Origin of the sequence: Streptomyces sp. NPDC059649 (assembly GCF_042734445.1) — a bacterium.
Taxonomy (GTDB): domain Bacteria; phylum Actinomycetota; class Actinomycetes; order Streptomycetales; family Streptomycetaceae; genus Streptomyces.
The window spans coordinates 69,893-93,168 of sequence record NZ_JBHWDV010000007.1; the positions used below are offsets into that span (position 1 = coordinate 69,893).

General features: G+C 72.5%; 22 protein-coding genes. 9 read left to right on the top strand and 13 right to left on the bottom strand.

Annotated elements, in window-relative coordinates; all coding sequences use genetic code 11:
• Positions 1 to 10: 10 nt before the first annotated feature.
• The 6 genes from ACFV1J_RS11825 to ACFV1J_RS11850 form a co-directional block, all read right to left on the bottom strand.
• A complete protein-coding gene (locus tag ACFV1J_RS11825; protein WP_385857161.1) occupies positions 11 to 433 on the bottom strand; it encodes an ATP synthase subunit C in 423 nt (140 codons plus the stop codon).
• Entirely contained in the window at positions 430 to 1,833 is a 1,404-nt protein-coding gene (locus ACFV1J_RS11830) for a V-type ATPase 116kDa subunit family protein (RefSeq protein WP_385857162.1), read from the bottom strand. Before ACFV1J_RS11830 ends, ACFV1J_RS11825 begins: the two co-directional genes overlap by 4 nt.
• Entirely contained in the window at positions 1,820 to 2,752 is a 933-nt protein-coding gene (locus tag ACFV1J_RS11835) for a V-type ATPase subunit (RefSeq protein WP_385857163.1), read from the bottom strand. The genes ACFV1J_RS11830 and ACFV1J_RS11835 overlap by 14 nt, the downstream gene beginning before the upstream one ends.
• Positions 2,752 to 3,240 (bottom strand): hypothetical protein, encoded by a 489-nt coding sequence (locus tag ACFV1J_RS11840; protein ID WP_385857164.1) that lies wholly within the window; start codon positions 3,238 to 3,240, stop codon positions 2,752 to 2,754. The genes ACFV1J_RS11835 and ACFV1J_RS11840 overlap by 1 nt, the downstream gene beginning before the upstream one ends.
• Before the next feature lie 123 nt (positions 3,241 to 3,363).
• On the bottom strand, positions 3,364 to 5,988 hold the full coding sequence (locus ACFV1J_RS11845; protein WP_385857165.1) for a cation-translocating P-type ATPase: 2,625 nt from the start codon (positions 5,986 to 5,988) through the stop codon (positions 3,364 to 3,366).
• 111 nt (positions 5,989 to 6,099) lie between these two features.
• Positions 6,100 to 6,378, bottom strand: a complete 279-nt coding sequence (locus ACFV1J_RS11850; protein WP_385857166.1) for a DUF1876 domain-containing protein — start codon at positions 6,376 to 6,378, stop codon at positions 6,100 to 6,102.
• Between the two features lie 263 nt (positions 6,379 to 6,641).
• Here ACFV1J_RS11850 and ACFV1J_RS11855 point away from each other — a divergent pair, with 263 nt between their 5' ends.
• The 4 genes from ACFV1J_RS11855 to ACFV1J_RS11870 all read left to right on the top strand — a co-directional run bounded on the left by ACFV1J_RS11855 (position 6,642) and on the right by ACFV1J_RS11870 (position 9,678).
• Positions 6,642 to 7,307 carry a CBS domain-containing protein gene (locus ACFV1J_RS11855; protein ID WP_385857167.1) on the top strand — a complete coding sequence of 222 codons (666 nt, stop codon included), beginning with the start codon at positions 6,642 to 6,644 and terminating at the stop codon, positions 7,305 to 7,307.
• A complete protein-coding gene (locus ACFV1J_RS11860) occupies positions 7,304 to 8,179 on the top strand; it encodes a universal stress protein (RefSeq protein WP_385857168.1) in 876 nt (291 codons plus the stop codon). The genes ACFV1J_RS11855 and ACFV1J_RS11860 overlap by 4 nt, the downstream gene beginning before the upstream one ends.
• A 29-nt stretch (positions 8,180 to 8,208) precedes the next feature.
• The gene (locus ACFV1J_RS11865) at positions 8,209 to 8,721 is read left to right on the top strand and encodes a universal stress protein (protein ID WP_385857169.1); all 513 of its coding nucleotides are present in this window, start codon (positions 8,209 to 8,211) and stop codon (positions 8,719 to 8,721) included.
• Between the two features lie 81 nt (positions 8,722 to 8,802).
• The gene (locus tag ACFV1J_RS11870; RefSeq protein ID WP_385857170.1) at positions 8,803 to 9,678 is read left to right on the top strand and encodes a universal stress protein; all 876 of its coding nucleotides are present in this window, start codon (positions 8,803 to 8,805) and stop codon (positions 9,676 to 9,678) included.
• A gap of 80 nt (positions 9,679 to 9,758) precedes the next feature.
• Here ACFV1J_RS11870 and ACFV1J_RS11875 read toward each other — a convergent pair whose 3' ends face one another.
• The 7 genes from ACFV1J_RS11875 to ACFV1J_RS11905 all read right to left on the bottom strand — a co-directional run bounded on the left by ACFV1J_RS11875 (position 9,759) and on the right by ACFV1J_RS11905 (position 16,622).
• Positions 9,759 to 10,631 carry a universal stress protein gene (locus ACFV1J_RS11875; RefSeq protein WP_385857171.1) on the bottom strand — a complete coding sequence of 291 codons (873 nt, stop codon included), beginning with the start codon at positions 10,629 to 10,631 and terminating at the stop codon, positions 9,759 to 9,761.
• Between the two features lie 127 nt (positions 10,632 to 10,758).
• Positions 10,759 to 12,291, bottom strand: coding sequence for an MFS transporter (locus ACFV1J_RS11880; RefSeq protein ID WP_385857172.1), 1,533 nt, complete (start codon positions 12,289 to 12,291; stop codon positions 10,759 to 10,761).
• A gap of 243 nt (positions 12,292 to 12,534) precedes the next feature.
• A complete protein-coding gene (locus ACFV1J_RS11885; RefSeq protein WP_385857173.1) occupies positions 12,535 to 13,302 on the bottom strand; it encodes an STAS/SEC14 domain-containing protein in 768 nt (255 codons plus the stop codon).
• Between the two features lie 89 nt (positions 13,303 to 13,391).
• Entirely contained in the window at positions 13,392 to 13,817 is a 426-nt protein-coding gene (locus ACFV1J_RS11890) for an Hsp20/alpha crystallin family protein (protein WP_385857174.1), read from the bottom strand.
• A 164-nt stretch (positions 13,818 to 13,981) separates the two neighbouring features.
• On the bottom strand, positions 13,982 to 14,818 hold the full coding sequence (locus ACFV1J_RS11895; protein ID WP_385857175.1) for an FAD:protein FMN transferase: 837 nt from the start codon (positions 14,816 to 14,818) through the stop codon (positions 13,982 to 13,984).
• Complete coding sequence (locus tag ACFV1J_RS11900) at positions 14,811 to 15,251, bottom strand: FMN-binding protein (protein ID WP_385857176.1); 441 nt, start codon at positions 15,249 to 15,251, stop codon at positions 14,811 to 14,813. The genes ACFV1J_RS11895 and ACFV1J_RS11900 overlap by 8 nt, the downstream gene beginning before the upstream one ends.
• A gap of 9 nt (positions 15,252 to 15,260) precedes the next feature.
• Complete coding sequence (locus ACFV1J_RS11905) at positions 15,261 to 16,622, bottom strand: ferric reductase-like transmembrane domain-containing protein (RefSeq protein ID WP_385857177.1); 1,362 nt, start codon at positions 16,620 to 16,622, stop codon at positions 15,261 to 15,263.
• A gap of 145 nt (positions 16,623 to 16,767) precedes the next feature.
• On the opposite strand from ACFV1J_RS11905, the gene ACFV1J_RS11910 reads away from it, so the two are divergent.
• The 5 genes from ACFV1J_RS11910 (at position 16,768) to ACFV1J_RS11930 (ending at position 23,274) form a co-directional block, all read left to right on the top strand.
• Positions 16,768 to 17,499, top strand: coding sequence for a response regulator transcription factor (locus ACFV1J_RS11910; RefSeq protein ID WP_385857178.1), 732 nt, complete (start codon positions 16,768 to 16,770; stop codon positions 17,497 to 17,499).
• Positions 17,496 to 18,947 carry an ATP-binding protein gene (locus tag ACFV1J_RS11915; RefSeq protein WP_385857179.1) on the top strand — a complete coding sequence of 484 codons (1,452 nt, stop codon included), beginning with the start codon at positions 17,496 to 17,498 and terminating at the stop codon, positions 18,945 to 18,947. Before ACFV1J_RS11910 ends, ACFV1J_RS11915 begins: the two co-directional genes overlap by 4 nt.
• A 115-nt stretch (positions 18,948 to 19,062) precedes the next feature.
• The gene (locus ACFV1J_RS11920; RefSeq protein WP_385857180.1) at positions 19,063 to 19,743 is read left to right on the top strand and encodes a CBS domain-containing protein; all 681 of its coding nucleotides are present in this window, start codon (positions 19,063 to 19,065) and stop codon (positions 19,741 to 19,743) included.
• Between the two features lie 102 nt (positions 19,744 to 19,845).
• The gene (locus ACFV1J_RS11925; RefSeq protein ID WP_385857181.1) at positions 19,846 to 20,532 is read left to right on the top strand and encodes a CBS domain-containing protein; all 687 of its coding nucleotides are present in this window, start codon (positions 19,846 to 19,848) and stop codon (positions 20,530 to 20,532) included.
• A gap of 42 nt (positions 20,533 to 20,574) precedes the next feature.
• Positions 20,575 to 23,274, top strand: a complete 2,700-nt coding sequence (locus tag ACFV1J_RS11930; protein WP_385857182.1) for a GNAT family N-acetyltransferase — start codon at positions 20,575 to 20,577, stop codon at positions 23,272 to 23,274.
• The last annotated feature ends 2 nt before the right edge of the window (positions 23,275 to 23,276 follow it).

Sequence of the window (23,276 nt, forward strand, 5' to 3'; positions counted from 1 at the left end):
CGTGCCACGGTCAGGCCTTTCCGAGGAGGATGATGGCGACGACCAGGCCGTAGACGGCGATGCCTTCGGCGAGGCCGACGATGACCATCGCCCGGCCGAAGAGCTCGGGGCGTTCGCTGAGTGCGGCCAGCGCCGCGGCCCCGGTGTAGGCGACGGCGATCGCCGCTCCGATCGACGACCCGGCAACGGCGATGGCGGCGCCGATCAGCGCGGCCGAGCCGGAACCGGAGTGCTGCGCGGCCGCGGCCGTGGAGGCGGCCTGCGCCGGTCCGTCACCGAAGGCCAACACCAGCAGCACGGCGGCTGTCACGAGCAGGAGCGCATCGGCTGCGACCACCCAGCGCAGGGCGGTCCGGCCCCATCGGCGCATGAGCAGGCGGATGCCGGTGAAGACCACGGCGAGGGCCGGGAGAGCGATGAGCCAGGTGATCACTGCGCCACCTCCGTGTGCTGTACGGGCAGGTGCCAGGGATGGAACGGGCGGCCCTGCCCTTCGAAGACGCGGGAGAACAGTTCGTAGAATTCGAGGCGCAGCGCCTGGATCCCGGTGATCAGCGCCTCCAACGCGAAGGCGAGGGCGTTGCCGACGACGAAAACGACGACCGCGGCGACCAGCGCCGCCGCCCCTCTGCCCGCCAGCGCCGTGGTGCCTTCCCACACGATCGAGCCGAGTGCCGCATGGGTGATTCCGAACGCGGCCAGCCGCGCGAACGAGACCACGTTCGAGGCCATCCGCACCACCACGTCGAAGAGCCGCACACCGGTCTGGGCGGCACCACCGGCACCCCCGCCGGTGGCGGCGTACAGGCCGTACCCGGCCAGGAAGAGGCCCGCGAGCGCGAGCGCCGCGCCGGTGAGCGCGAGGTCGCCGCGGCTCAGGTACACCGCGCCGGCGAGCACGGCGAGTCCGACGAAGAGCGCCGCCCCCGCGAGGCCGTTCGCCGCGTACAGGGCACCCGCCGCGCCGTTCTCGCGCCAGCGGTTGACGGTTCCGGCCCCGTAGGCCAGCGCGAGCAGCACGGCACCGAGCCCGACCGCGGCGGTGAGCAGCTGGACCGGCGCGTCCAGGGGGTTGCGCCACAGCGCGGGCAACACCCCGGTCGGGCCGAAGAATTCGCCGTAGGCGACCCCCGCCAGCGTGCCGGCCAGACCGGCTCCGGCCACGAACGGCCACAGGGCGTGGAGCGGTGCCAGCCGGCGGGGGCGGCCGAGCCGCAGCAGCAGCGCGGCGAGCAACAGCAGTGCGCCGTGCCCGGCGTCGCCGAACATCACGCCGAACATCACCACGTAGACCAGGCCGGCGGGCAGGGTGGGGTCGAGGTCGGCATAGGGAACGGTTCCGTACGCCCGGACCAACGGCGTGAAGGAACGGTGCACGGCACCCGTGCTGCGCAGCATGGTCGGCGGGTCGATCCCGCGCGGTGCCCGCAGTGGCACCAGGGCGCCGCCGGCACCGGCGATCCACGCGGCGGTCGTGGGGACTCGGGTGCTGGGGCACCATCCGGCGACGGCTGCGACGGCCCCGCGCCGGACCGTGCCGGCCAGGCGCTCCTCCAGTTGTGCCTCGCCCGCCAGCAGATCCGTACGGCCCTCGCGTTCCAGGGCATCGAGGTCGGGCGGGCGGGAGCTGAGGACCGCGCCGACCGCCCCGGAACGGGCGCGTTGCAGTCGGCGGGTGGCCGAGCCCGGCGGCCCCGACCCGTCGTCGATGCGGTCGATCTCGACACAGCCCGCCTCGGCGATTCTGACGAGGGTGTCCCGCAGGACCTCGCGCGGGGCCACGATCGCCACCCGCTGCATGCGGACGGGTACCACGGACTCAACCCGGAGCATCGAGCACCTCCGTCGGCCCGCCGCCCCGTGCGGCCAGTTCCAGTGCACCTCGCACCCGCCAGGCATCCGCGGACAGCAGTGCCACGGCACCGATCACCGGCCCGGAGCCCCAACGGGACCCGCGGAGCAGCTGGTGCCCGTCCCGTTCCAGCCGGTCCCACCACCGGGCTTCCGCCCGCCACAGGTCCGTCGCCTCGTCGACCCCGTCCAGCGCCCAGCGTGCCGTGGCCGGCAGGTGGTGCCGGAAGTCGTCGAACGACGTGGCCCTTACGGCCACGGGGCCGAGCAGCCGGCCGGCGCGTCCGGCAATCGGTTCCGCCAGACGGCGGCCGACGACGAACACCTCGCGGCCGACCAGCAGGGCCAGTCGGCCCGCTGCCCAGCGCGCGGCTTCGGGCAGGGCGGCGGCCGTCCGCACCGCAGCGGAGGCCCGCATTCCGGTGGCCACCGCCGCCGGTGACTCGCCTCCCGGGTCTCCCCATACGGAAGCCGTGAGCACGGCCCGCAACTCCGCCGGTGAGGCTGTGCGGGCGAGCCGTGGCCAGGCGGTCGCCAGCGTGCCGAGCCGGTAGGGACGTGCGGGGTGGGGGAGTCCGGTTCCCCGCACCGTACGGAGGTGTTCCTCGGCGTTGGCGATCTCGAATCCGGCGGCGAGCAGGCGGACGGCGTCGGCACCGCTCCGGGGCTGCCAACCCGCCAGCACCCGTAGGTGCCACAGCAGGGCCGCGCCGACCGCCCGTTGCGTATCGGCCAGTGACATGTCGGCACCGAGGTCGTGCCGGTAGGAGGTGGCCCCCAGATAGCGCACGGCATCGTCGAGTGTGCGGCCCGTGGCCAGCCGCCGGACACCTTGGGCGCCGAGACGTCGGGACACCATGGCCCTGGCCCGGGTGACGCCGGCCACCCACCCGGCGCCCATCACGCTCCTCCCTCTCCCGCCGCCCCGTGCCCTTCGCGCGTTAGCAGGGCGGCCGCCCCCGGGTCACCGAGATCCTCGGCCACCAGTGCCGCCACGCGGTCGAGCAGCTCGGGGAGGCGCGCATCGGCCCGCCGGCGCAGGATCGCCGTCGTGCGCTCCGACGAGGCGAGCAACTCCGCGGCCTCCGACTCGGCGGCTCGGCGCACCCGGTCGGCGCTCCCCGCCCGTACGTCGTGCGCGCGGGCGCGGGCGCGGGCCACGATCTCCTCGGCCTGCCGCTCGGCTGCGCGCCGGGTCTCGTCAGCGGTGCGCGCGGCCTCCTCCCGTACGGTCCGTGCCTCCGCTTCGGCCCGCTCCAGCAACGTCAGCGGCGGCTCCAGTTCGGCCGAAAGCTCGGCGGAGCGGTCCGCGGGCACGCCTCCGGGCGCCGCCCGGCCGGGCGGGCCGACCGGCCGGAACCGCAGCAGGAAATCCCGGAATCCGGCCATGAGCTCTCCTCAAGGTCAGCCCCTGATTCGAGTCTCCACGCTGGGCACGGTGGTGTCGCGCTGGGTCGGACCGCCTCCGGAGCAGGGTGCTGGGCTGCCCGGTGGTGGACCTGTTCCGCGACGTCACGGGCCCCGCAACGGGGCGGCGTCACCTTGGTCGCCCAGTGGCGCGCGCGGTGGTTGTTCCGGCCACAGCCACCGCTGCAGGCGCATGACGACATGGCCGAGGCCGGAGAGCCCAGCGGCGATCGCGAGGTCACCGAGGGTCAGTGGCTCCGTGCCCAGCAAGGCTTGCAGGGGCGGCAGCCAGACGCCCGCCACCTGCAGGCAGAGGGCGGTGGCCACGGCCACGAGCAGGAAGGGATTGGCCAGGCTGCCCGGGCGGGCACGGGAGCCGAGGGCCACTCCCAGCTGGGTCGCGCCGAGCACCAGAAAGACCATGGACTGCCACGGACGCCCGGTTTCCCTCGCCCAGAGCCCGGTCACCAGGGTGACGGTGGCGACGAACATTCCCATGGCCAGGATCCGCGGCCACAGGCCGGCGCCCAGCACGCTTTCGGCGGGCGGTCGCGGCGGATGGCGCATCACGTCCGGATCGACGGGCTCCGCGCCGAGGGCCACACCGGGCAGGCCGTGGGTGAGCAGGTTGATCCAGAGGATCTGGGCGGGCAGCAGGGGAAGCGGCATCCCCAGGAAGGGGCCGAGGAGCATGACGAGGATCTCCGCGGTGCCTCCGGCAAGGGCATAGAGCAGGAACCGGCGCACATTGGCGTAGACACGGCGCCCCTCCTCCACCGCGGCGACGACCGTGGCGAGATTGTCGTCGGCGAGCACGAGATCGGCCGCCTGACGTGCCACTTCGGTGCCACGCTGCCCCATGGCCACGCCGATGTCCGCTCTCTTCAGGGCCGGTCCGTCGTTGACCCCGTCTCCGGTCATCGCCACCACGTGCCCGGCCCCGCGCCACGCCTGGACGATGTCGAGTTTCTGCTCGGGCGTGGTCCGGGCGAAGACCCGCACGCTCGTCAACTCGCCCGCCGTCCCGTGCCGTAGCTGCTCTCCTGTGGTGACTGCGGCACCTCCCGAAGCGATACCGAGGCGCTCGGCCAGGGCACGGGCGGTGAGCGGATGGTCGCCGGTGATGAGTACGGGGGCGATCCCGGCCCGTGTGCAGGCGGCGACGGTGTCGGCCGAGGCGGCCCGGGGCGGGTCCAGGATGCCGACCAGCCCGAGCAGCGAAAGCCCCGCCTCCCAGCTCACCGGACGTGCTGAGCACGCTTCGAGATCGCGCGTGGCGAGGGCGAGGACCCGGTGGCCCCCTTGTGCCAGCTCCTCTGCCCGTGCGGCCGCCCGCCCCGTCAGATCCGGTCCGTCGGCAAGTACATCCGGCCGGAGCACGGACTCGGGCGCTCCTTTGCAGACGATGCGCAGTCCACCGTCCCGCCGGTGGTGCACCGTCGTCATGCGCTTACGGCGCGTCTCGAAGGGGACCTCGTCCACCCGCGGCAGCTCGCGGTCCAGAGCCGCCCGGTCGAGCCCGAGCCGGGCACCCGCGGCGATCAGGGCGGCCTCTGTGGGATCACCCAGTGCCCGCCACTCGGTGCTGCCGTCCGAAGGGGGCTCCAGCGCAGCGTCGTTGCAGAGCATCGCGGCACTCAGCAGTGCGGCGAGATCGGGTGCGCCGCGCGAGGTGACCGCCTGACCGGCGCGGATGACGCGACCGTCCGGTGCATACCCCTTGCCCGTGACCGAGGCTCCGCCCCGCGGTGTCCACAACTCCCCGGCGGCCATCCGCCCCTCCGTCAGAGTGCCGGTCTTGTCGGTGGCGAGCACGGTGATGGACCCCAGGGTCTCCACGGCGGGCAGCCGACGGACGATGGCATGCCGCTCCGCCATCCGCCGTGCCCCGAGGGCGAGGGCGAGGGTGACGACAGCGGGCAGCGACTCCGGTACGGCCGCAACGGCGAGGCTGATCGCCGCCACGATCATCAGCTCCACCGGCTGACCACGCACCAGCCCGAGGGCGAGAACCACGGCGCACAACGCGACGGTGACGGCGGCCAGCACCCGACCGAACCCCACCAGCCGGCGCTGCAGGGGCGTGAGACCGGGCGCGGTCCCCATGAGCGACGCGATACGGCCGAGCGCGCTCCGGGCACCGGTCGCGGTGACCACCTCGCGGCCGTGGCCACGGACGACAACGGTGCCCGCGGAGACCGTGCCACGGGAGACCTCCCCGCCCGGAGCCTTCTCCACCGGGACGGACTCGCCGGTCAGTGACGACTCGTCCAGCAGCAGCAAGGTGGCGTCCCGTACGTCGCCGTCCGCCGGCACGATGTCGCCCTCGGCCAGCAGGACCAGATCCCCCGGCACCACGTCGGCCGCTGCCACGGACCGCTCCGTTCCGTCCCGCACCACCCGGGCGGCGGGCGCGCTCATCGCCGACAACGCGGCCACCGCGTGCTCGGCACGTACCTCCTGGACGACACCGACCACCGTGTTCACGGTGATCACGAACAGGATGACGGCCGCATCGTGGAAGTCCCCGGTCGCGATCGTCAGAGCGGCGGCAACCAGGAGAACCACGATCAGCGGGTCCCGCACCTGCTGCAGCACGCGCCGCCATACCGGAGTGCGCGGCTCAGCCGGCAGGGCGTTGGGACCCACGTCCAGCAGCCGCCGAGCGGCCTCGTCCTCCGACAGGCCGCCCGAGACGGCAGCGGTGCTCCTGGACTCGTCCACGCCCACGTCGGCCTCCCTCTGGCTGGCCGCTTCGGTGGTTCGCCCCTCCTTCTTCGACGCTACGCGTGGAGGTGCTGCCGGGCAGATGACGATGCGCGCCGCTCCGCTGACAACCGCTCAGTCGGCCGGCTCGGTCCGTTGTGGTGCTGTCGGCGCCCGCACCCCCTCCAGGTCGCCGTACGCGATCCTCTTCAGCTGTGCGGCCAGATCGCTCATCGCCCGGCTCGCCGCCAGCTCGTCGCCGATCTCCGGGACGTCGGGGTCCTCCGGGCCGCACCGGGCCGTGCCGTGCCCGGTCAGCGAGGTGGTGCCGGTATCGAGCACCATGCGTGCCTTCGTCGTCCCGTCTTCCTCGAAGAGGTAGAGCCGGACGCCCCATTCTCCGGTCCTGGCCATGATCTGCCTCCTGTGCCGGTGAGGCCCACGGATCCCGCCGCCTCCCTGATGACGCCGTAGCCAGGGGAGCGCCGTTGTCCCGCGTGTGCGGCCACTGTGGCGCGTCGCCACCGGTGGTGGGGAGGGGCCCACCCGGCCCCGCTCGGTGCCACCCGGCCCTACCTGAGGAGCATCAGGGCGCGGCAGGCTCGTGTGTACGGGCGCCCTGGCGGGCGAACCCCGGCGCCACCCCGCACGATGCATTCCGAAGGGACCGGCCAGAGATGAGGCATCGCAGTGTTGCCGACCTGATGACGCCCAACGCCGTCGTCGTCCGGCCCGGCACCCCGTTCAGGGAGATCGCGCGCCTGCTCGATGAGTACGACATCACGGCTGTGCCCGTCGTCGATGAGGACGAGCGGCCCATGGGGGTGGTCTCCGAGGCGGACCTGTTGCGCAGGCGGGCCACGAAACTGGGCCCGAATACGGCCGAAGCCCTCATGACGAGCCCTGCGGTGGTGGCCCGCCCCGAGTGGTCCGCCGTCCGGGCGGCCAGGACTATGGAGAAGAAGAAGGTCAAGCGACTGCCCGTGGTTGACGAGTCCGGCCGGCTCATCGGCGTGATCAGTCGCAGCGACCTGGTGCAGCTCTTCCTGCGGCGCGACCGTGCCATCCAGGAGGAGATCCTGGAGGAAGTGCTCACCTGCACGATGGGTGTCCCGCCGTCCGCCGTCACGGTCGATGTGGCCGACGGCACGGTGACGCTCAGCGGCGCCTTGGACCGCAAGAGCCTCGTTCCGATCGCGGTGCGGATGTGCGAAAGCGTCGACGGTGTGGTCGAGGTGGTCGACCACCTCACCGCCGTACACGATGACACCGCCACGCAGCGGCACCTGCCGGAGCCGGCCCGACGTGCCCCGTACCGCGCTCCGGAAGGAGAGGGAGCATGAGCAGCAGCTACGACGTGCACAACCCGGTGGTGGTGGGGGTTTCCCGGTCGTCGGCGGGACGAAGAGCGGTGGAATGGGCGGCGGATGCCGCGGCACGACGGGGCAGGTCGCTGTGCTTGGTACACACCCAGGAGTGGCCCGCCGGTGCCGCTCCCAAAGAACGGCGCGACTCGCCCGACCAGGCGTGGGCCTCACATTTCCGCGCCACCGGCCAGTCACTGCTGGACGACTTCCGGGAGTCCATGATGCAGCGGCTGCCCGGGCTGGAGGTCACCACCCGACTGCTCGACGGCCGCCCGGCGTCCGTGCTGCGTGAGGTCGCCGAGGAGGCTTCCCTGCTGGTGGTCGGTGCTCATCGGGTGCACGGGCCGGGAGAGGCGGTCACCTTCGGCGGGGTCGGGCCGTCCCTTGTCGGGCATCCTCCGTGCCCGGTCGTGCTCGCGCTGGAACCGAAACACCAAGGGGCCGGGTCCGGGCCGGTCGTGGTGGGAGTGGATGGTTCCGCGGCGTCGGTCCCGGCGGTCGCCTTCGCCTTCGAGGAGGCCGCTGTCTGGGGCGCGGACCTACGGGCGGTGCAGGTACGGCGCCCCCGTCACGGCGATTGGCCGGCGGACCTGCAGGAGTCGTATGCCGACATCTCGGAGGCGCTCGCCGGCTGGCAGGAGAAGTATCCGCAGGTCACGGTGCACCAGGAGGTGGTGATGGGCAGCGCTGCCGTGCAGCTGGCCGAGGCGGCCGTGGACGCCCGCTGCCTGGTGGTGGGGTCACGCGGACTGGGCGGATTCCGGGGGATGGTGCTCGGCTCGACCAGCCGCACGCTGTCACACCTGGCACCCGGCCCGCTCGTGGTCGTCCCGCGCGCGGCCGGCTGACGGCGGAACGTGGCATTGCGGAGGTAACCATGAACGGCGAACCGAAGAGGCCCGAGGAAACCAAGCCAACCGAGCAGACCCAGCAAAAAAAGGGAACCCAGGGAACCCTGCCCATCGTCGTCGGGGTCGACGGATCGGAGTGCTCCAAAGAGGCGCTGCGGTGGGCGGTACGTCAGGCAGAGCTGACCGATTGCGGCGTCAACGCGGTGATCGCCTGGGAGTATCCGCCGCTTTACGGTTCGATCGGTTGGCTCGACGCGCCGCAGGAACTCGCGGGGAACATGAAGATGTGGGCGGACCAGGCACTCGACGGAGCCATCCGAGAGGTCGTCAAAGCGAGCGACACCTCGCGGGTCAAGGCAACGGTGGCGTACGGAACGCCCGCGGCAGTGCTGCTGGAGGCGGCTCGGCATGCCTCCCTGCTGGTCGTGGGCAGCCACGGACACGGTGGCTTCGGCGGAGCACTCCTGGGATCGGTCAGCCAGCACTGTTCCCAGCACGCGCCCTGCCCGGTCGTCGTCGTACGGGGCGTGGACCACTGAGGCCGGGCGGCCGTTGCCGCGCTGATGCGCGCCGACCGTTGAGGTGATCTCCCCGCTGAGGTGAGAGGGGCGGTGGTGACGATGACGGCTTCTCTGGTCGTCGGTGTGGACGGATCGGACGCCGGTTTCCGTGCGCTCGACTGGGCGGCGGACGAGGCGGCGCTCCATGAAGTGCCGCTGCGGCTGGTGTACGCCTCGCGGTGGGAGCGCTACGAGGGTACGGCGCTCGCGCTGAGCCTCGCCCGCCCCGCCGAGGAGGTACTCGCCGACAACATCGTCGGCGCCGCAGCCGAACGCGCCGGCCTGCGGCACGCGGACCTCAGCATCTCCACCCAGGTGCTGGGCGACGATCCGGAGACCGTGTTGCTGCGGGAGAGCCAGGACGCGTTCGCGGTGGTCGTGGGCTCGCGTGGGCGCGGCGCCTTCACCGGCCTGTTGCTCGGATCGGTGGGGCTGGCGGTGGCAGGCCGGGCCCGGTCTCCGGTCATCGTCGTGCGGGGAGACAGAGCGGGCCGGGAAGGGAGCCATGGCCACGTCCTTCTCGGCATCGGCGATGCGCCCAAAGGATCGGAAGCAGTCCGGTTCGCCTTCCGGGAGGCACAGGCCCGGGGCGGCACTCTCGACGCCATCCGTACCTGGCGCTGCCCCGCGCACGAAACCGCCGACCATCCGCTGCTCGCGGGATCGCCCGAGCGCTACCACGAGGACCGGGCATCGGCCCTGCTGGACGAGGGGATTGCGGAGGAGACCCGTCAGCATCCGGCGGTGCGGGTACGACGCTTCACGGTCGAGGGAGCGGCCCACAAGGTGCTGACCCGCCGCTCCGCGGCCGCGGACCTGCTGGTGATCGGAGCGCAGGCTCGGCAGAGCCCGGTGGGCTTCCAACTGGGGCGGGTGGCACACACCGCCCTGCACCATGCGGAGTGCCCGGTAGCAGTCGTACCCCAGCCCGGGTGAGTGCCACCGACCGCCTCGGCCCTTCCCGGCCCGTACCAGCGGGCCCGTAGCGGCACGCCACGGCCGATCCGGCCGTCGGCTCATGTGGGGACCGCGATGACGGGACATCGGGCGTGATGCAGCACACCTTGGCTCACCGAGCCCAGCAGCATGCCGGGGAACCCGCCGTGCCCCCGGGTTCCCACGATCAGGCCCAGGGCGTGCTCCGCCGCTTCCGTCAGGACCTGCACCGGGTGGCCGAGGACCACTTCGTGGCGCAGCTCCACCTCCGGGTGCGCCGCGGTGCGGCCCGCGACCGTTTCGGACAGCACGCGGCGGCACTCCCGCACCGCGGCGTCCTCGTCCAGGACTCCGGGGAGCGCCGGATGCCACACGTACAGGGCCCGCAGGAGCGCCCGGCGCAGGGCCGCCTCCTCGAACGCCAGGTCCACCGCGGCCGCCGCATGCGGACTGCCGTCGACGCCGACCACGAAGTACGCAGGCTGCTGGGTGGTGTGCTCCGGTTCCGGTACGACCGCAACCGGGCAGGGGGAGTGGGCGGTGAGCGGGAGCGCCACGGAGGCGGAGGTGAACAACTGGCGCCGTGCACTCAGATGCCAGGAGCCCACGACGACCATGGAAGCGTTCTGCGCCTCCTCGCGCAGTACCCATGCCGGCTCTCCTTCCGCGAGCAGCGTCGACACCTCCACCGTGGGCCGGCGGGACTCCACGAACCCCACCGCCTCCTTGAGCACCTGGTCAGCGACACGGTGCAGCGCCTGGTTCCACTCCTCCCAGGACGGCCGTACCTCGCCCGACCGGTATCCGCCGGTCGGTGCGCCGTGGGCGTGGACGAGCCGGAGCGGCAGGTCACGTCGGTCCGCTTCGTCGGCGGCCCAGGCGAGCGCCAGCCGCTTCGAAGCATCGGGGTCGACGCCCACCACGATCGGCCGACGCCCGCCCGCACGAGCCATGGTTCCTCCGAAGGATCTCCGTTGCGCCGTGCATGCACCGTCCTTCCAGCCTCCCTCCTGCCGCCGGGGGCCGCCAGGTCACGGTCGTCGGTGGGGCAGGGTCTCCCGGTTTCCAGGGCCGTGACACCTACGGCGCGGTCCGGTGCCGCCGTGGCTTGAGGAGGAAGGCCGCCAGCGCCAGGGCGAGCGGCAGGAGGCTCGCGGTCAGCATGGTGAGGCGGAGGCCGTCGGTGATGTCCAGTCCGAGTTCCAGTCCGGACGCCTGCCGGAGCAGGTTGGGGTCGTATCCCGTGGCGCCCGGACTGTGCGCCACAGCGCTGCGCGTCGCGTCCACGGCTTCTTCGGCCCGGGTCAGCGAAATGCTGCGTGCCGTGGCATCGGCGATCCACCGCCGCTGGAAGAAGACGTTGAAGAGCAGCAGGTAGATGGTGGGGCCGAGCGCGTAGCCGGTCATTCCGAACGCCTGCTGGACGGAGGCCACCGCACCGGTTTCCCCGGGCGGGGCGTGCGACAGGACGGTTTCGGACACCGCGGTGGCGGTGACCACCGCTCCGAGGTTGCAGAGCCAGGTGGCCAGCACGAGCACCCACAGCGCCATCGAGGGACTGGCGGTGGCCGCCATCAGGAGCGTGCTCGCCGCCAGCACCATGAGGCCCGTGATGAGGGCGGGCCGGGGGGTGTACTTCCCGACCAGGTGCCCGGTGAGGATGACGGCGCCCGCAATCACCAACGTCCCGGGCAGAAACAGCAGGCCGATCGTGCGCGGTGGCAGCGCCAGGATCACGCTGCCGAATTGCCCCAGGGAGAAACTGAACCCGGCGGCCAGGAAGTTCATCGTCAGGTTCGCCAGCACGGCCACGGTGAACGGGGCGCTGCGGAACAGCGTCAGGTTCAGGGCCGGCTGCGCCGTCCGGCGCTCATGAAGCACGAACAGCACGAGGGCGGCCGCGCTGATCACCAACGGCACCCAGGCCTGGGGCCGGGAAAGGCCGTTCTGCACCTCCGCCATGCCGTGGACCAGAGCCAGCAGTGCGACGCCGACCAGACAGACGCCGGAGAGGTCGAGTCTGCGACGCTGCTCCGCGTCGGGCTCGCGGACGTACCGGACCGTCAGACCGAGCGCGACCAGCGACATCAGCGGGGCGACGAGGAACAGCCACCGCCAGCCGACGGCCCCCGCCACCCACCCGCCGACTGCGGGCATCACCCCGCACAGGAGCATCTCGGTGGCCATGAAGATGCCGATGGCCTGCGGCCGCCTGTCCGGCGGCACCGAGACCTTCAGCAGGGCCAGCGACACCCCCACCAGCGCCGCCAGGACCAGACCGGCGAGCAGGCGCATGGCCAGCAGGAATCCGTAGTTGGGGGAGAGCGCGGCGAGCAGGTTGACCACGATGTCGCCGGCGAGTCCCAGCATCAGCAGCCGCTTGAGGCCGAAGGCGTCCCCGAGGCTGCCCACGGCCAGGACGGCGGCGGCCACCACCAGCGTCGCCGCCCCTCCCAGGACCCCGACGACCTGGGGCGGCACCTGGAGGGCACGGCTGACCTGCGGCAGGTTCAGGCTGAGCACGAGCGGGTCGACGACCGTGATGGTGAACGCCAGGGCCAGCCCCAGAACGACGGGGAGAACCGTCGAAGGGGACCGCGACTGAACCGCCACAGCACCTCCCACCTGCCGCGCCTTGACGACCGCTCGCCGACCGACGGTAACCCGGCCACCGGCTCGCGCCCGCGTGACCCGGCCAACGGACCTGACCTGCGCCTCCGGTCAGGTCCGTCCGGCCGAATGGGACACGCCCGCTCGGACGATGGGGGAGAGCATCGTGCGGGTGCGTCGCCGGCCAGGCGTACGCGGCCCGGCCGACCGCCGATCCTGCACGCTGTATCCAGCCGGCCCGGTGGGTCAGCCCGCCCCGGATGCCTGCGGCTCCGGAGGGGCGGCGGCCCATGCGAGGGCGGCGTCGAGTTCGTCGTATCCGAACCGTCGGATGTCGGCCTGGACGAAGTGCTTCGCGAGCTGGGGTACCAGGGAGGCGACCTTGCTGTCGGCCGCCAGCGCGATCTTCCTGACCTTGCGGTGGTGGTCGCGGACGAACCGCACGTGACGGATCATGCTGCCGATGTTCTCCCAGCCGGGGAACTCGCGCGCATGGAACACCACGCCGGCCAACTCGTCGTGGGTGTTCAGCCAGTCGTCCGCGGTCAGGGCCAGGGCGTCGAAGTCCGCTGTCCGCAGCGGGCTCTCCACTTCGACCACGAGCACTTGGGACTCGGTCAGGAGTCGATGGGAAATACCGGGTCCTTCGGGCAGCGACGCCAGCCAGTGCAGGGCCTCGGCACGATCCTGGGTGCCGAAAACGCGCACCGGGCAGGGCATCAGGAAGCTGGTCATGCGGGTGGACTCGCGCATCCAGCGGGTATCGGTGACGAGCGCGCACCCCTCGAACAGCCGCATGGCACCCAGGCCGACCTTGAGATCCTTCCAGCCGGCCGCGGGGGTGAACGACTTGAACTCGGGTCCGATCTCGAAGAGCAGTCGGATCCGGCGGCCTTCCCTGCGTGCGTTGTCGATGAGCGGTTCGATCACGGTCACGTAGTCGTTCTTCGACACGGTTCCGATCGCCTTCACCGCGTCGACGCCGGCGGGTGCGTCCTCGGCTCTCTCCAGCATGTCGTTCCTCTCCCTGCACAGCTGCGGCCTCCCGGTCGAACGGCGGGCACCCGCAGCGGTGGCCGCCTCCGCGCCCGAGGCCGACGGGCTCAGGTGGTGATCTCGATGTGCTGTGGCTTGGCGGCCCGCACCTTGGGAACGGTGACGGTCAGCACGCCGTCGGTCAGGCTCGCCGTGACCTCGTCGGTCTTGATGTCGGCCGGCAGCAGTGTCCGGAACGCGAACCGGCCGGCCCGCCGGGTGGTGCGGCGCAGAACGCCCTCACGCTCGCACTTCCGGTACTCTCCGGTGATCGACAGGTCGCGGTTGCCGAGTTCCACGTCGATGTCCTCGCGCTTCACGCCGGGCAGTTCGGCCTCGACGATGTACGCGTTGTCGGTTTCGTGGATGTCGGCCAGCGGCGCCCAGTTCCCTTCGGTGCCCGAGGCGGGCAGAGTGCCGGCGGTTTCCAGCAGCTGCCCCATGCGGTTGTAGAGGTCGTCGAACTCCGAGGAGATCGTGGTCCCCCAGTTCATGGCTGGGAAGGTTCGCTCCAGCATGCTTCCGGGGCCATATCGGGACGGCATGCTCACCGTGCTCACCTCCGGGTGTGCGAGTGGTGTGAGTCGTGTCTTCATGCTGCGCGCCCGGTCCTCGCCCGGCTACTCGGCGCCGCCCGGGGCCGCAGACAGCCCGCGCATCAGCTCGTCGCCGGTGCGCGCCCGGACCGAGTCCTCGAAGCCGGCCGCGCCTCCGTCTCCCGGTCGGCGCCCGCGCACGAGATACCTGGGAAGCCCGGCGTGCACCAGATTCCGCCGTCACCTGATACCGCGAGGCCCTCGTAACCGTCGAGCCTCTCCAGCCAGTCCTGCGCCGCCTCGCCCATGGCGAACGCCGCCGTGGCATAGGCGTCGGTCGTGGTCAGATCGGGGCCGACGACGGTGACGGAAGCGGGGCCGGCCGCGGGGGCGCCGGTGCGGGGGTCCAGGATGTGGGGGCCGCGCTCGGCGCTGCCGGAGGTGGCGACGGCCAGGTCGCGGCCGGTGACGACGGCGCACAGCTCCCCCGGACGCAGCGGATGGGCGATCCCGACGCGCCAGGGGAGCCCGGGCGCGGCCTCCCCGCTGAGCTGGAGGTCTCCGCCGCCGTTCACGCACGTGTGGCGGGCACCGGCCGCCCGCAGGAGCCGTCCGGCGCGTTCGACCGCCCAGCCCTTCACCAGCCCGGTCGGGTCGAGAGTGCCGCCCGGGGCGGCGCTGAACCAACCACGGGTGGCGCGTCCCACCTGCGCGCACAGGTCGAGGACCTCGCGTACCTCCGCGGGGCAGTCGTCGAGTCCGATCTCGCCGCGGGCGAGCCGGCTGACGGCGCTGTCGGAACGGTAGGTCGAGAAGACCGCGTCGACGTGGTGGAGCCAGGCGACGGCGTCGCGCACCGCGGCTTCGACGGCGGCGGTGCGGGCGTCGCGGATGTCGAACGAGAACACCGTGCCCATCACCCGCTCGACGTGGCGCAGGCCGCGCCGGGCCTCAGACACCGGCCCGGTCCAGTGCGCTCTGCAGGGACCGGATGTATCCCGCACTGGTGTAGCTGGCGCCGGACACGGCGTCGATATGGGCGCTGTGTACGCTCAGCGCCTCCTGCGTCAGACGCGGCAGCGCGAAGGCGGCGATCTCGCGGTCACGACCGTTCCCGGACGGGGCGTGCAGCACCTTGACGGCGGTCAGCCGGCCGCGCGAGACGGTGGCGGCGACCTGCACGGTGCCGTAGCGGGTGCTGATCGGGGCACCGGTGTAGGTGCCGTCGGCCGGATGGCTGCCCTGGGACGGATGTCCGGAGGGCGTCGGGGCCGGCGCGGCACCCGCCTGGGCCGGGTCGCCGGTCAGTGCGGCGGGCTGGTGCGGTTTGAGGGAGAGCAGGAGGACGACCAGTGCGCTGGTCGACGCTGCGGTCAGAACGGCTCGGCGCACAGGGGCTCCTCAGAACTCGAACGACTCGTGGTGGATGTGGCGTCGGGGTATGCCGGCACCGCGCAGCGCACGGCGGGCCGCGGTGGTCATGCCGGGTGGGCCGCACAGGTACACCTCGTGCGCGGCCAGGTCCGGTACCAGGCGACCGAGCGCGCGTGCCGTCAACGGCGCGGAGTACGCGGCGGGTTCGTCGACGAAGTAGTGGACGGCCGCACCGCGGGCCGCGGCGATCGCATCGAGCTCGGTGCGCAGCGCGAGGTCCTCGGGGCGCCGCGCCCGGTAGACGAGCGTGACCTCGCCGGGGAGGGTTTCGAAGAGCGCGCGCAGCGGGGTGATGCCGACGCCGCCCGCGAGCAGCAGCACTTTGGAGCGCCGCCGCCGTGCCTCGGTGAAGGCACCGTACGGGCCCTCGGCCCACACCCGGGTGCCGGGCCGCAACCGGGCCAGGGCCGCGCTGTGGCCGCCGGCCTCCTTCACCGTGATGCGCAGGTGGTGGGGGAGCGGCGGCGCGGAGAGGGAGTAGGGGTTGGCGGTCCACCGCAGGCCCGGCGCCAGGAAGCGCCAGCGGAAGAACTGGCCCGGCCGGGCGCCGAGTTCCGTCAGCCGACGGCCCGTGAGGTGTACGGAGACCACGCCCGGCGCCTCCGGGCGGACCTCGGTGACCCGCAGGCGGTGGCGCAGGGCACGCCGTACCGGGACGGCGAAGCGGTACCAGACGATCAGTGCGGCCACCGCCGCGTACAGGGCGTACCAGCCGAGCTGGGCGGGCCGTCGCCCCACGAAGTCGGCGCCGTTGGAGAGTTGATGACCGAAGACGAGGAAGACCGCCAGGTAGGTGGCGAAATGGAGGTAGTGCCAGGTCTCGTAGCTCATCCGGCGGCGCGCGAACCGCGCGGAGACGGCACCGGTCCCCACCAGCAGCAGGAAGCCCGCGGTGGCCTTGAGCATGTCCGGGTAGTCGAGGACGAGCGTGGTCGTCTCGTGCAGGACACCGCTGCCTGAGGTGAGGGTGTAGCCCCAGACGATCAGCAGGACGTGCGCGAGCACCAGCGAGACGGTGTAGCGGCCGCCCGCGGCGTGCCAGCGCGCCAGGCGGTCGGTGCCCAGGGTGTGGTCGAGCAGCGGAACGCGGGCCATCAGCGCGACCAGCACCGCGCAGGCGTAGCCGGCCAGCAGACCGGTGATCCGGCCGGCACCGGTCAGCCACCCCGCCGGACCCACCACCGACGCCGTACCGGTCCACCACAGTGCCAGCACGCCGGCCGCCCCCGTCCAGATCACGAAGTGCGCGAGCAGGGGTGCGAGAGACGGCGGCCACCGCGGCGGGGTGCGGCCGGTGGTGGTCCGGTGGGTGGCGGAGACGGTGCTCATGAGGCTTTCCTTCCGTGGTCGGCGCCAGCGTCGCAGCGCAACCTCTGAGGACCCTCTGAGCGACGTCACCCCCGGACGATTCACAGGAAACTCAGAGCCGGCTCATACCTTCGCCCGCCACCCGGCGAGGGATGCTGGAGTCACCATGCACACTCACCGCACCCCCGCCCCGCTGCCCGCCGACGGTTCGCCCGTGCGCGTCCTCGTGGTCGACGACGAGCCGGACCTCACCGAGGTGCTCTCCGGTGCCCTGGCCAGCGAGGGCTGGGAGGTCCGCAGCGCCGCCGACGGGGGCTCCGCGCTCGCCGTCGCCCGGACCTTTCGCCCGCACGCCGTCGTCCTGGACTGGATGCTGCCCGACCTGGACGGCCTCCAGGTGCTGCGCCTGCTGCGGGAGGAACTGCAGACGGTCTGCGTCCTCTTCCTCACCGCGCGTGACGCCGTCGAGGACCGGATCGCCGGGATCACCGCGGGCGGCGACGACTACGTGACCAAGCCGTTCAGCCTGGAAGAGGTGCTGGCGCGGCTGCGCGGTCTGCTGCGGCGGGCCGGTATGGCCCGCGAGCCGGACGGCGACCGGCTCGTCGTCGGCGACCTCGTGATGGACGAGGAGGCGCGGGAGGTCCTCCGTGGCGGTGAGCTCGTCGAGCTGTCCCGCACCGAGTTCGAGCTGCTCCGCTTCCTGATGCGCAATCCCCGGCGGGTGCTGTCCAAGGCACAGATCCTCGACCGTGTCTGGTCCTACGACTTCGGCGGCCGGTCACACGTCGTCGAGCTCTACATCAGCTATCTGCGCAAGAAGATCGACACCGGCCGGACCCCGATGATCCACACCGTCCGCGGTGTCGGATACGTCCTCAAACCGGACCCCTCATGAGACGGCTCGTCCCGCGTACCCTGCGCAGCCAGCTGACCGCCGGTCTGGTCACGCTCCTGGCGCTGGCCTGCCTGGCGGTCGGCATCACCACGGTCGTCGCGCTCGAAGGGTTCCTGGTGCGCCGCCTGGACCAGCAACTCTCCGCTTCCGCCGGGCGGTTCGCGGTGAGCCTGGAGCATGAGGCCCGGCCGGACTCCGACAACCGGCCGGACACCCGCGGCCAGGCCGACGGCACCTTCGGCGCCCGGTTGCTGCACGGCACACCGACCCAGGCGGCCGTCGTACGGGACCAGACGGATGCCAGGGTGCCGCTGTCCACCGAGGACCGCCGCGCATTGGCGTCCCTGCCCCTCGACGGTTCCGGCCACAGCATCCGACTGGCAACTCTGGGCCGGTACCGCGTCAACGCGGTACCGGGCGACGACCGTGACGTCCTGGTCACGGGTCTGCCACTGCACCCGGTCGAGGAAACGGTGCACCGGCTGGAGGCCGTGGAGGCCGCGGTGTTCGGCGGGGCGCTGGTGGTCACCGGCGTCCTGGGCGCGCTGTGGGTACGGCTTTCGCTGCGGCCCCTGCGACGCGTCACCACCACGGCCGCACGGGTCGCCGAGCTGCCGCTGGCCAGCGGAGAGGTGGCGATGCCGGAGCCGGTGCCGGTGGCCGACCCGCGTACCGAGGTGGGACAGGTCGGCACCGCCCTCAACCGGATGCTCGGCCACGTCGGCAACGCACTGGAACGCCGCCACGCCAGTGAGAACCGGCTGCGTCACTTCGCCGCCGATGCCAGTCACGAGCTGCGGACCCCGGTGGCGAATGTGCGAGGGCACGCGGAACTCGCCCTCCGGCACAACGGGCCGGTACCCGGCGAGATCCGGCGCTCTTTGGAACGGATCCAGGCCGAGTCGGAGCGCATGAGCCGGCTGGTGGACGACCTGTTGCTGCTCGCCCGCCTCGACGCCGGCCGTGCGCTGGAACGCAAGCCGGTGGATCTGACCCGGCTGGTGCTCGATGCGGTCGAGGACGCGCGGGCGGTCGGCCCGCGTCACCGGTGGCGGCTGGATCTCCCCGAGACGGCCGTGCACATGACGGGCGACGAACACCGCCTGCAACAGGTCGTCGGCAATCTGCTCGCCAACGCCCGGACGCACACCCCGCCGGGGACCGCCGTGACGGTGCGGCTCGCCACCGACGACCGCGGCGTCCGGCTGGTGATCCTGGACGACGGCCCCGGCGTGCCCCGGGAGATCCAGCCGGAGGTCTTCGGGCGGTTCGTCCGCGTCGACCACAGCCGCTCCCGCACGGCCGGCGGCACCGGCCTGGGGCTCGCCATCGTGGAGGCCGTCGTCACCGCCCACCACGGCCGGGTCGCCCTGACGAGCCGCCCCGGGCACACGGAGTTCACCGTGACCTTCCCCCCGGCGCCTTCCGGTCCCGAGCCGCCCCGATGACGTGCTCTCCGCTCCCGGAGAAGCCGCGGATGGGGGCCGGGCGGCCCATGCCCGGCCCCCGTCCTGCGTCCCACTCTGGAGGTGTCACGACCGACGCGGGAACTGAGGAGGCACCATGCCGAACACCCCGCACATCGTCAGGGACGTGATGACCAGGACCGTGGCCGCGGTCGACCGGGAGGCGCGGTTCAAGGAGATCGTCGAGACCATGGAGCGCTGGAAGGTCAGCGCCCTGCCCGTCCTGGCGGGGTGGGGCCGGGTGGTCGGGGTGGTCTCCGAGGCCGATCTGCTGCCGAAGGAGGAGTTCCGGGAGTCGGATCCGGAGCGTCTGGAACAACTGCGACGGGTCGACGACGTCCGGCGGGCCGAGGCGGTCACGGCCGGGGAGCTGATGACCAGCCCGGCCCACACCGTGCGCGCCGATGCCACGCTCTCCCAAGCCGCACGGATCATGGCGCGCGAGTCCGTCAAACGGTTGCCGGTGGTGGACGGACAGGGGGTGCTGCGTGGCATTGTCAGCCGCGCCGATCTGCTGAAGGTCTTTCTGCGCACGGACGATGACCTCGCGGAGGAGATCCGCCGGGACGTCATCGGCGCGCTGTTCACGGCACCGGCCAAGGATGTGCAGGTCACCGTCACCGAGGGCGTCGTCACGCTCAGCGGCCGGCTCCGGGACACCTCCCTCATCCCCGTGCTCGCCCGCCTGGTGCGGGCGGTCGAGGGCGTCGTGGACGTGACGTTCGACGTGACCGCCCCGCCGTCCGCACGGCCCGAGCCGCCGGTGGCGGGCCGCTGAACCTCAGGGCCGGACGGCCCCTGCCCCGGGCGGTCGGGGGACGGCAGGCTGGAGGTGTGGCCACGGCCGTGCGACGGCGGGCCGACCTGCCAAGGAGGCGTCATGGAGCACACGCCCTACACCGTCAGCGATGTGATGACCCAGACCGTGGTGGCGATCGGGCAGGAAGCACGCTTCAAGGAGATCGTCGAGACCATGGAGCAGTGGAAGGTCAGCGCGCTGCCCGTGCTTGCCGGGGAAGGCCGGGTGGTCGGGGTGGTCTCCGAGGCCGACCTTCTGCCCAAGGAGGAGTTCCGGGAGAACGCCCCGGACCGTGCCGAGCAGCTGCGGCGCTCGGACGATGTGCGCAAGGCCGGAGCCCGGACGGCGGGGGAGTTGATGAGTGCGCCCGCCCTGACCGTGCATGCGGGCGACACCGTCGCCCAGGCCGCGCGGACGATGGCCCGCAAGTCCGTCAAGCGACTGCCCGTGGTCGACGGCACGGGGATGCTGCAGGGCATCGTCAGCCGCTCCGACCTGCTGAAGGTGTTCCTGCGCTCCGACGAGGACCTGGCGGCGGAAGTGCGCACGGAGATCGTCGGCCGGCTCTTCCCCCGAACGCCGGACGAGGTGGCGGTCCACGTCACCGACGGGGTGGTCACCCTCAGCGGCCCGATCGGTGACCGGGCGCTGATGGCCGTGGCGGCCCGCCTGGTGCGGGCGGTCGAGGGCGTCGTGGACGTGACGTTCGAGCTCACCGGACCGGGCCGGGTGCGGACGTGGCCCGAGCCGACGCGATCCCGTTCCTGAGCCGCAGCCGTCCGACGCAGGCACCTCCCGGAGGCCATTGCCATGGCACACACCGCACCGCCTACCCGCGAGGTCTGCGCACTGCTCACCGATGGCAGCACGATACGGCTGCGCCCGGCGTGCCCGGAGGACCGCGGACGGGTACTCCGGCTCTACGACGAGATGTCCACCGACAACCTGCGCAGCAGGTTCTTCGCGGTGAGCCGCCGCGCCGGCGAACAGGCCGCCGACCGGCTCTGCGCACCCGCTCGCCCCGGGCACCGCACGCTGCTCGCCTTTCACGGAGACCGCCTGGTCGGCGTCGCCGAGTACGAGACCGTCGACGATCCCGCAGCAGCCGAAATCGCCCTGGCGGTCGCCGACGACTTCCACCACCGTGGCGTGGGCACCCTGATGCTGGAACACCTCGTCGACGTGGCACGCGAGAACGGGATCGAGGCCTTCACCGCCGACGTACTCGCCGACAACCACCTCATCCACAAAGTCTTCGCCGACCTCGGCCTACGTGTCACCCGGCAGTACGACGGCACCACCGTGCGCGGCGTCATCCGGCTCGCGCCGGATGAGCGTTACCTCTCGGCGCTGGACGTCCGCGGCCGTACCGCCGACACCGCGAGCTTGCGGCCGCTGCTGCGCCCCCGGTCGATCGCCGTCATCGGAGCCGGCACGAGGCCGGGGTCGGTCGGACGGGCGATACTCCACAATCTGCGGGAGGCACACTTCGCCGGGCGCCTCCACGCGGTCAACCCGCATGCGCACGCCGTATTGCGGATCCCGGCGTACGCGTCCGTCGCGGAGCTTCCGCAGCCGCCCGACCTCGCCGTCCTCGCCATCCCCGCTGCCGCCGTTCCCGAGGCCGCGGACCAGTGCGGCAGAGCGGGCGTCGGAGCACTGGTGGTGGTGACCTCCGGTCTCGACGCGGGTCAGGCGGCGGAACTGACGGCCGTCTGCCGCCACTGGGGGATGCGGCTGGTGGGCCCCAACTGTCTGGGGATCGCCAATACCGAAGAGCCGGTCCGTATGAATGCGACCTTCGCGGTCACCGCGCCGGTGCCGGGCACCGCGGGGGTCGCCGTGCAGTCCGGCGGGGTCGGTATCGCGCTCCTGGACGGCCTCGCGCACCTGGGCATCGGCATCTCCAGCTTCGTCTCGCTCGGCGACAAACGCGACGTGAGCAGCAACGACATGCTGCAGTGGTGGGAGTGCGACGGCCGGACCGATCTGGGGCTCCTGCACCTGGAGTCGTTCGGCAACCCCCGCGCCTTCTCCCGTACGGCCCGGCGCGTCGCACGTCGTATGCCGTTGCTGACGGTCGACGCCGGGCGCTCGGAGGCCGGGCGTCGGGCCGCTGGCTCGCACACCGCGGCCGCGGCGACGCCGACCATGACCCGCCGGGCCCTGTTCGCCCAGGCCGGCATCACCGCCACCCGCACCCTCGGCGAGCTGCTGGACGCCGCGGCGCTGCTGCACTCCCAGCCGCTGCCCGCGGGGGGACGGGTCGCCGTGGTCTCCAACGCCGGCGGCGCGGGAGTGCTCGCCGCGGACGCGTGTGCGGACGCGGGGCTGACCGTCCCCGAACTGCCACCGGACCTGATGGGCGAACTGCTCGCGATGCTTCCCGGCGGTGCGGGAGCAGCCAACCCCGTCGATCTCACACCGGCGGTGAGCGTACAGACCCTGCGCGGGTGCCTGGACCGGATCGCGCGGTCCGCGGCGGTGGATGCGGTCCTGGTCGCCCTGGTACCGACCGCACTGGCCTCGGCGGTGGGCGCCGACCTCGTCACCGCTCTGACGTGCCAGGCGCCGGAGGGACCGGCGTACCCGCCCGTCGTGGCGGTGCGGCTCGACCAGAGGGAACGCATCCGGCTTCTCCGTACGGACGACGGACGGACCGTGCCCTCCTACGGCGAACCGCAATCCGCGGCCCGGGCGCTCAGCCACGCCGTCGACCGCGCCCGCTGGCTGGCCAGGCCGGCGGGCAGTGTCCCGGAGCCGGCCGGCGTCGACTCCCCGCGGGCCCGCGCCCTTGTGGAAGCGATCCTCGGGCGGGCCCCGGCCGGCGGATGGCTGGACGCGCGGGAGACCGAACAGCTCTTCGCCTGCTACGCCATGCCCTGTCTGCCGCAGGTGTCCGCCCGCACCGAACAGGAAACGGTGGATGCCGCCGCGAGGCTGGCGGCCCCCGACGGGGGCGTGGTGGTGAAGGCTCAGGGGCCCGACCTCCTGCACAAGAGCGACCGGCGTGCCGTCGTTCTCGATCTGCGCGGTGAGCAGCAAGTTCGCTCCGCCTACCAGGACTTGACCGCGCGTCTTGGCCCCGGCCTGACCGGAGTCCTCGTCCAGCCGATGGCCGCCCGCGGCACGGAGCTGCTGGCCGGCGTCGTCCAGGACGAAGTCTTCGGCGCCCTGGTCGTCTTCGGGCTCGGCGGTACCACCAGCGAACTGCTCGCCGACCATGCCGCGCGGCTCGCCCCGCTCACCGACACCGACATCCGCGAACTGCTCGTCGCCCCGCGCTGCGCACCTCTGCTGTTCGGCTACCGGGGCGGCCCGCCGGCCGATGTCGGTGGCCTGGAGGACCTGCTGGCACGCCTCTCCCGGATGGCCGACGACCTGCCCGAGCTCGCCGAGGCGGAGTGCAATCCCGTCATCGCCAGGCCGGACGGCATCACCGTGGTGGACGCCCGGGTCCGTCTGCTGCCGCGCCACGCCCGTGACCCTTATCTGCGCCGGCTGCCATGAGG

Coding starts and splice junctions, on each gene's coding strand:
- ACFV1J_RS11835 (WP_385857163.1), bottom strand. CDS start 2,752: ATGGGCGCCGGGTGGGTGGCCGGCGTCACCCGGGCCAGGGCCATGGTG.
- ACFV1J_RS11910 (WP_385857178.1), top strand. CDS start 16,768: ATGCACACTCACCGCACCCCCGCCCCGCTGCCCGCCGACGGTTCGCCC.
- ACFV1J_RS11925 (WP_385857181.1), top strand. CDS start 19,846: ATGGAGCACACGCCCTACACCGTCAGCGATGTGATGACCCAGACCGTG.
- ACFV1J_RS11915 (WP_385857179.1), top strand. CDS start 17,496: ATGAGACGGCTCGTCCCGCGTACCCTGCGCAGCCAGCTGACCGCCGGT.
- ACFV1J_RS11850 (WP_385857166.1), bottom strand. CDS start 6,378: ATGGCCAGGACCGGAGAATGGGGCGTCCGGCTCTACCTCTTCGAGGAA.
- ACFV1J_RS11920 (WP_385857180.1), top strand. CDS start 19,063: ATGCCGAACACCCCGCACATCGTCAGGGACGTGATGACCAGGACCGTG.
- ACFV1J_RS11865 (WP_385857169.1), top strand. CDS start 8,209: ATGAACGGCGAACCGAAGAGGCCCGAGGAAACCAAGCCAACCGAGCAG.
- ACFV1J_RS11930 (WP_385857182.1), top strand. CDS start 20,575: ATGGCACACACCGCACCGCCTACCCGCGAGGTCTGCGCACTGCTCACC.
- ACFV1J_RS11890 (WP_385857174.1), bottom strand. CDS start 13,817: ATGAACTGGGGGACCACGATCTCCTCGGAGTTCGACGACCTCTACAAC.
- ACFV1J_RS11875 (WP_385857171.1), bottom strand. CDS start 10,631: ATGGCTCGTGCGGGCGGGCGTCGGCCGATCGTGGTGGGCGTCGACCCC.
- ACFV1J_RS11860 (WP_385857168.1), top strand. CDS start 7,304: ATGAGCAGCAGCTACGACGTGCACAACCCGGTGGTGGTGGGGGTTTCC.
- ACFV1J_RS11885 (WP_385857173.1), bottom strand. CDS start 13,302: ATGCTGGAGAGAGCCGAGGACGCACCCGCCGGCGTCGACGCGGTGAAG.
- ACFV1J_RS11855 (WP_385857167.1), top strand. CDS start 6,642: ATGAGGCATCGCAGTGTTGCCGACCTGATGACGCCCAACGCCGTCGTC.
- ACFV1J_RS11905 (WP_385857177.1), bottom strand. CDS start 16,622: ATGAGCACCGTCTCCGCCACCCACCGGACCACCACCGGCCGCACCCCG.
- ACFV1J_RS11870 (WP_385857170.1), top strand. CDS start 8,803: ATGACGGCTTCTCTGGTCGTCGGTGTGGACGGATCGGACGCCGGTTTC.
- ACFV1J_RS11830 (WP_385857162.1), bottom strand. CDS start 1,833: ATGCTCCGGGTTGAGTCCGTGGTACCCGTCCGCATGCAGCGGGTGGCG.
- ACFV1J_RS11840 (WP_385857164.1), bottom strand. CDS start 3,240: ATGGCCGGATTCCGGGATTTCCTGCTGCGGTTCCGGCCGGTCGGCCCG.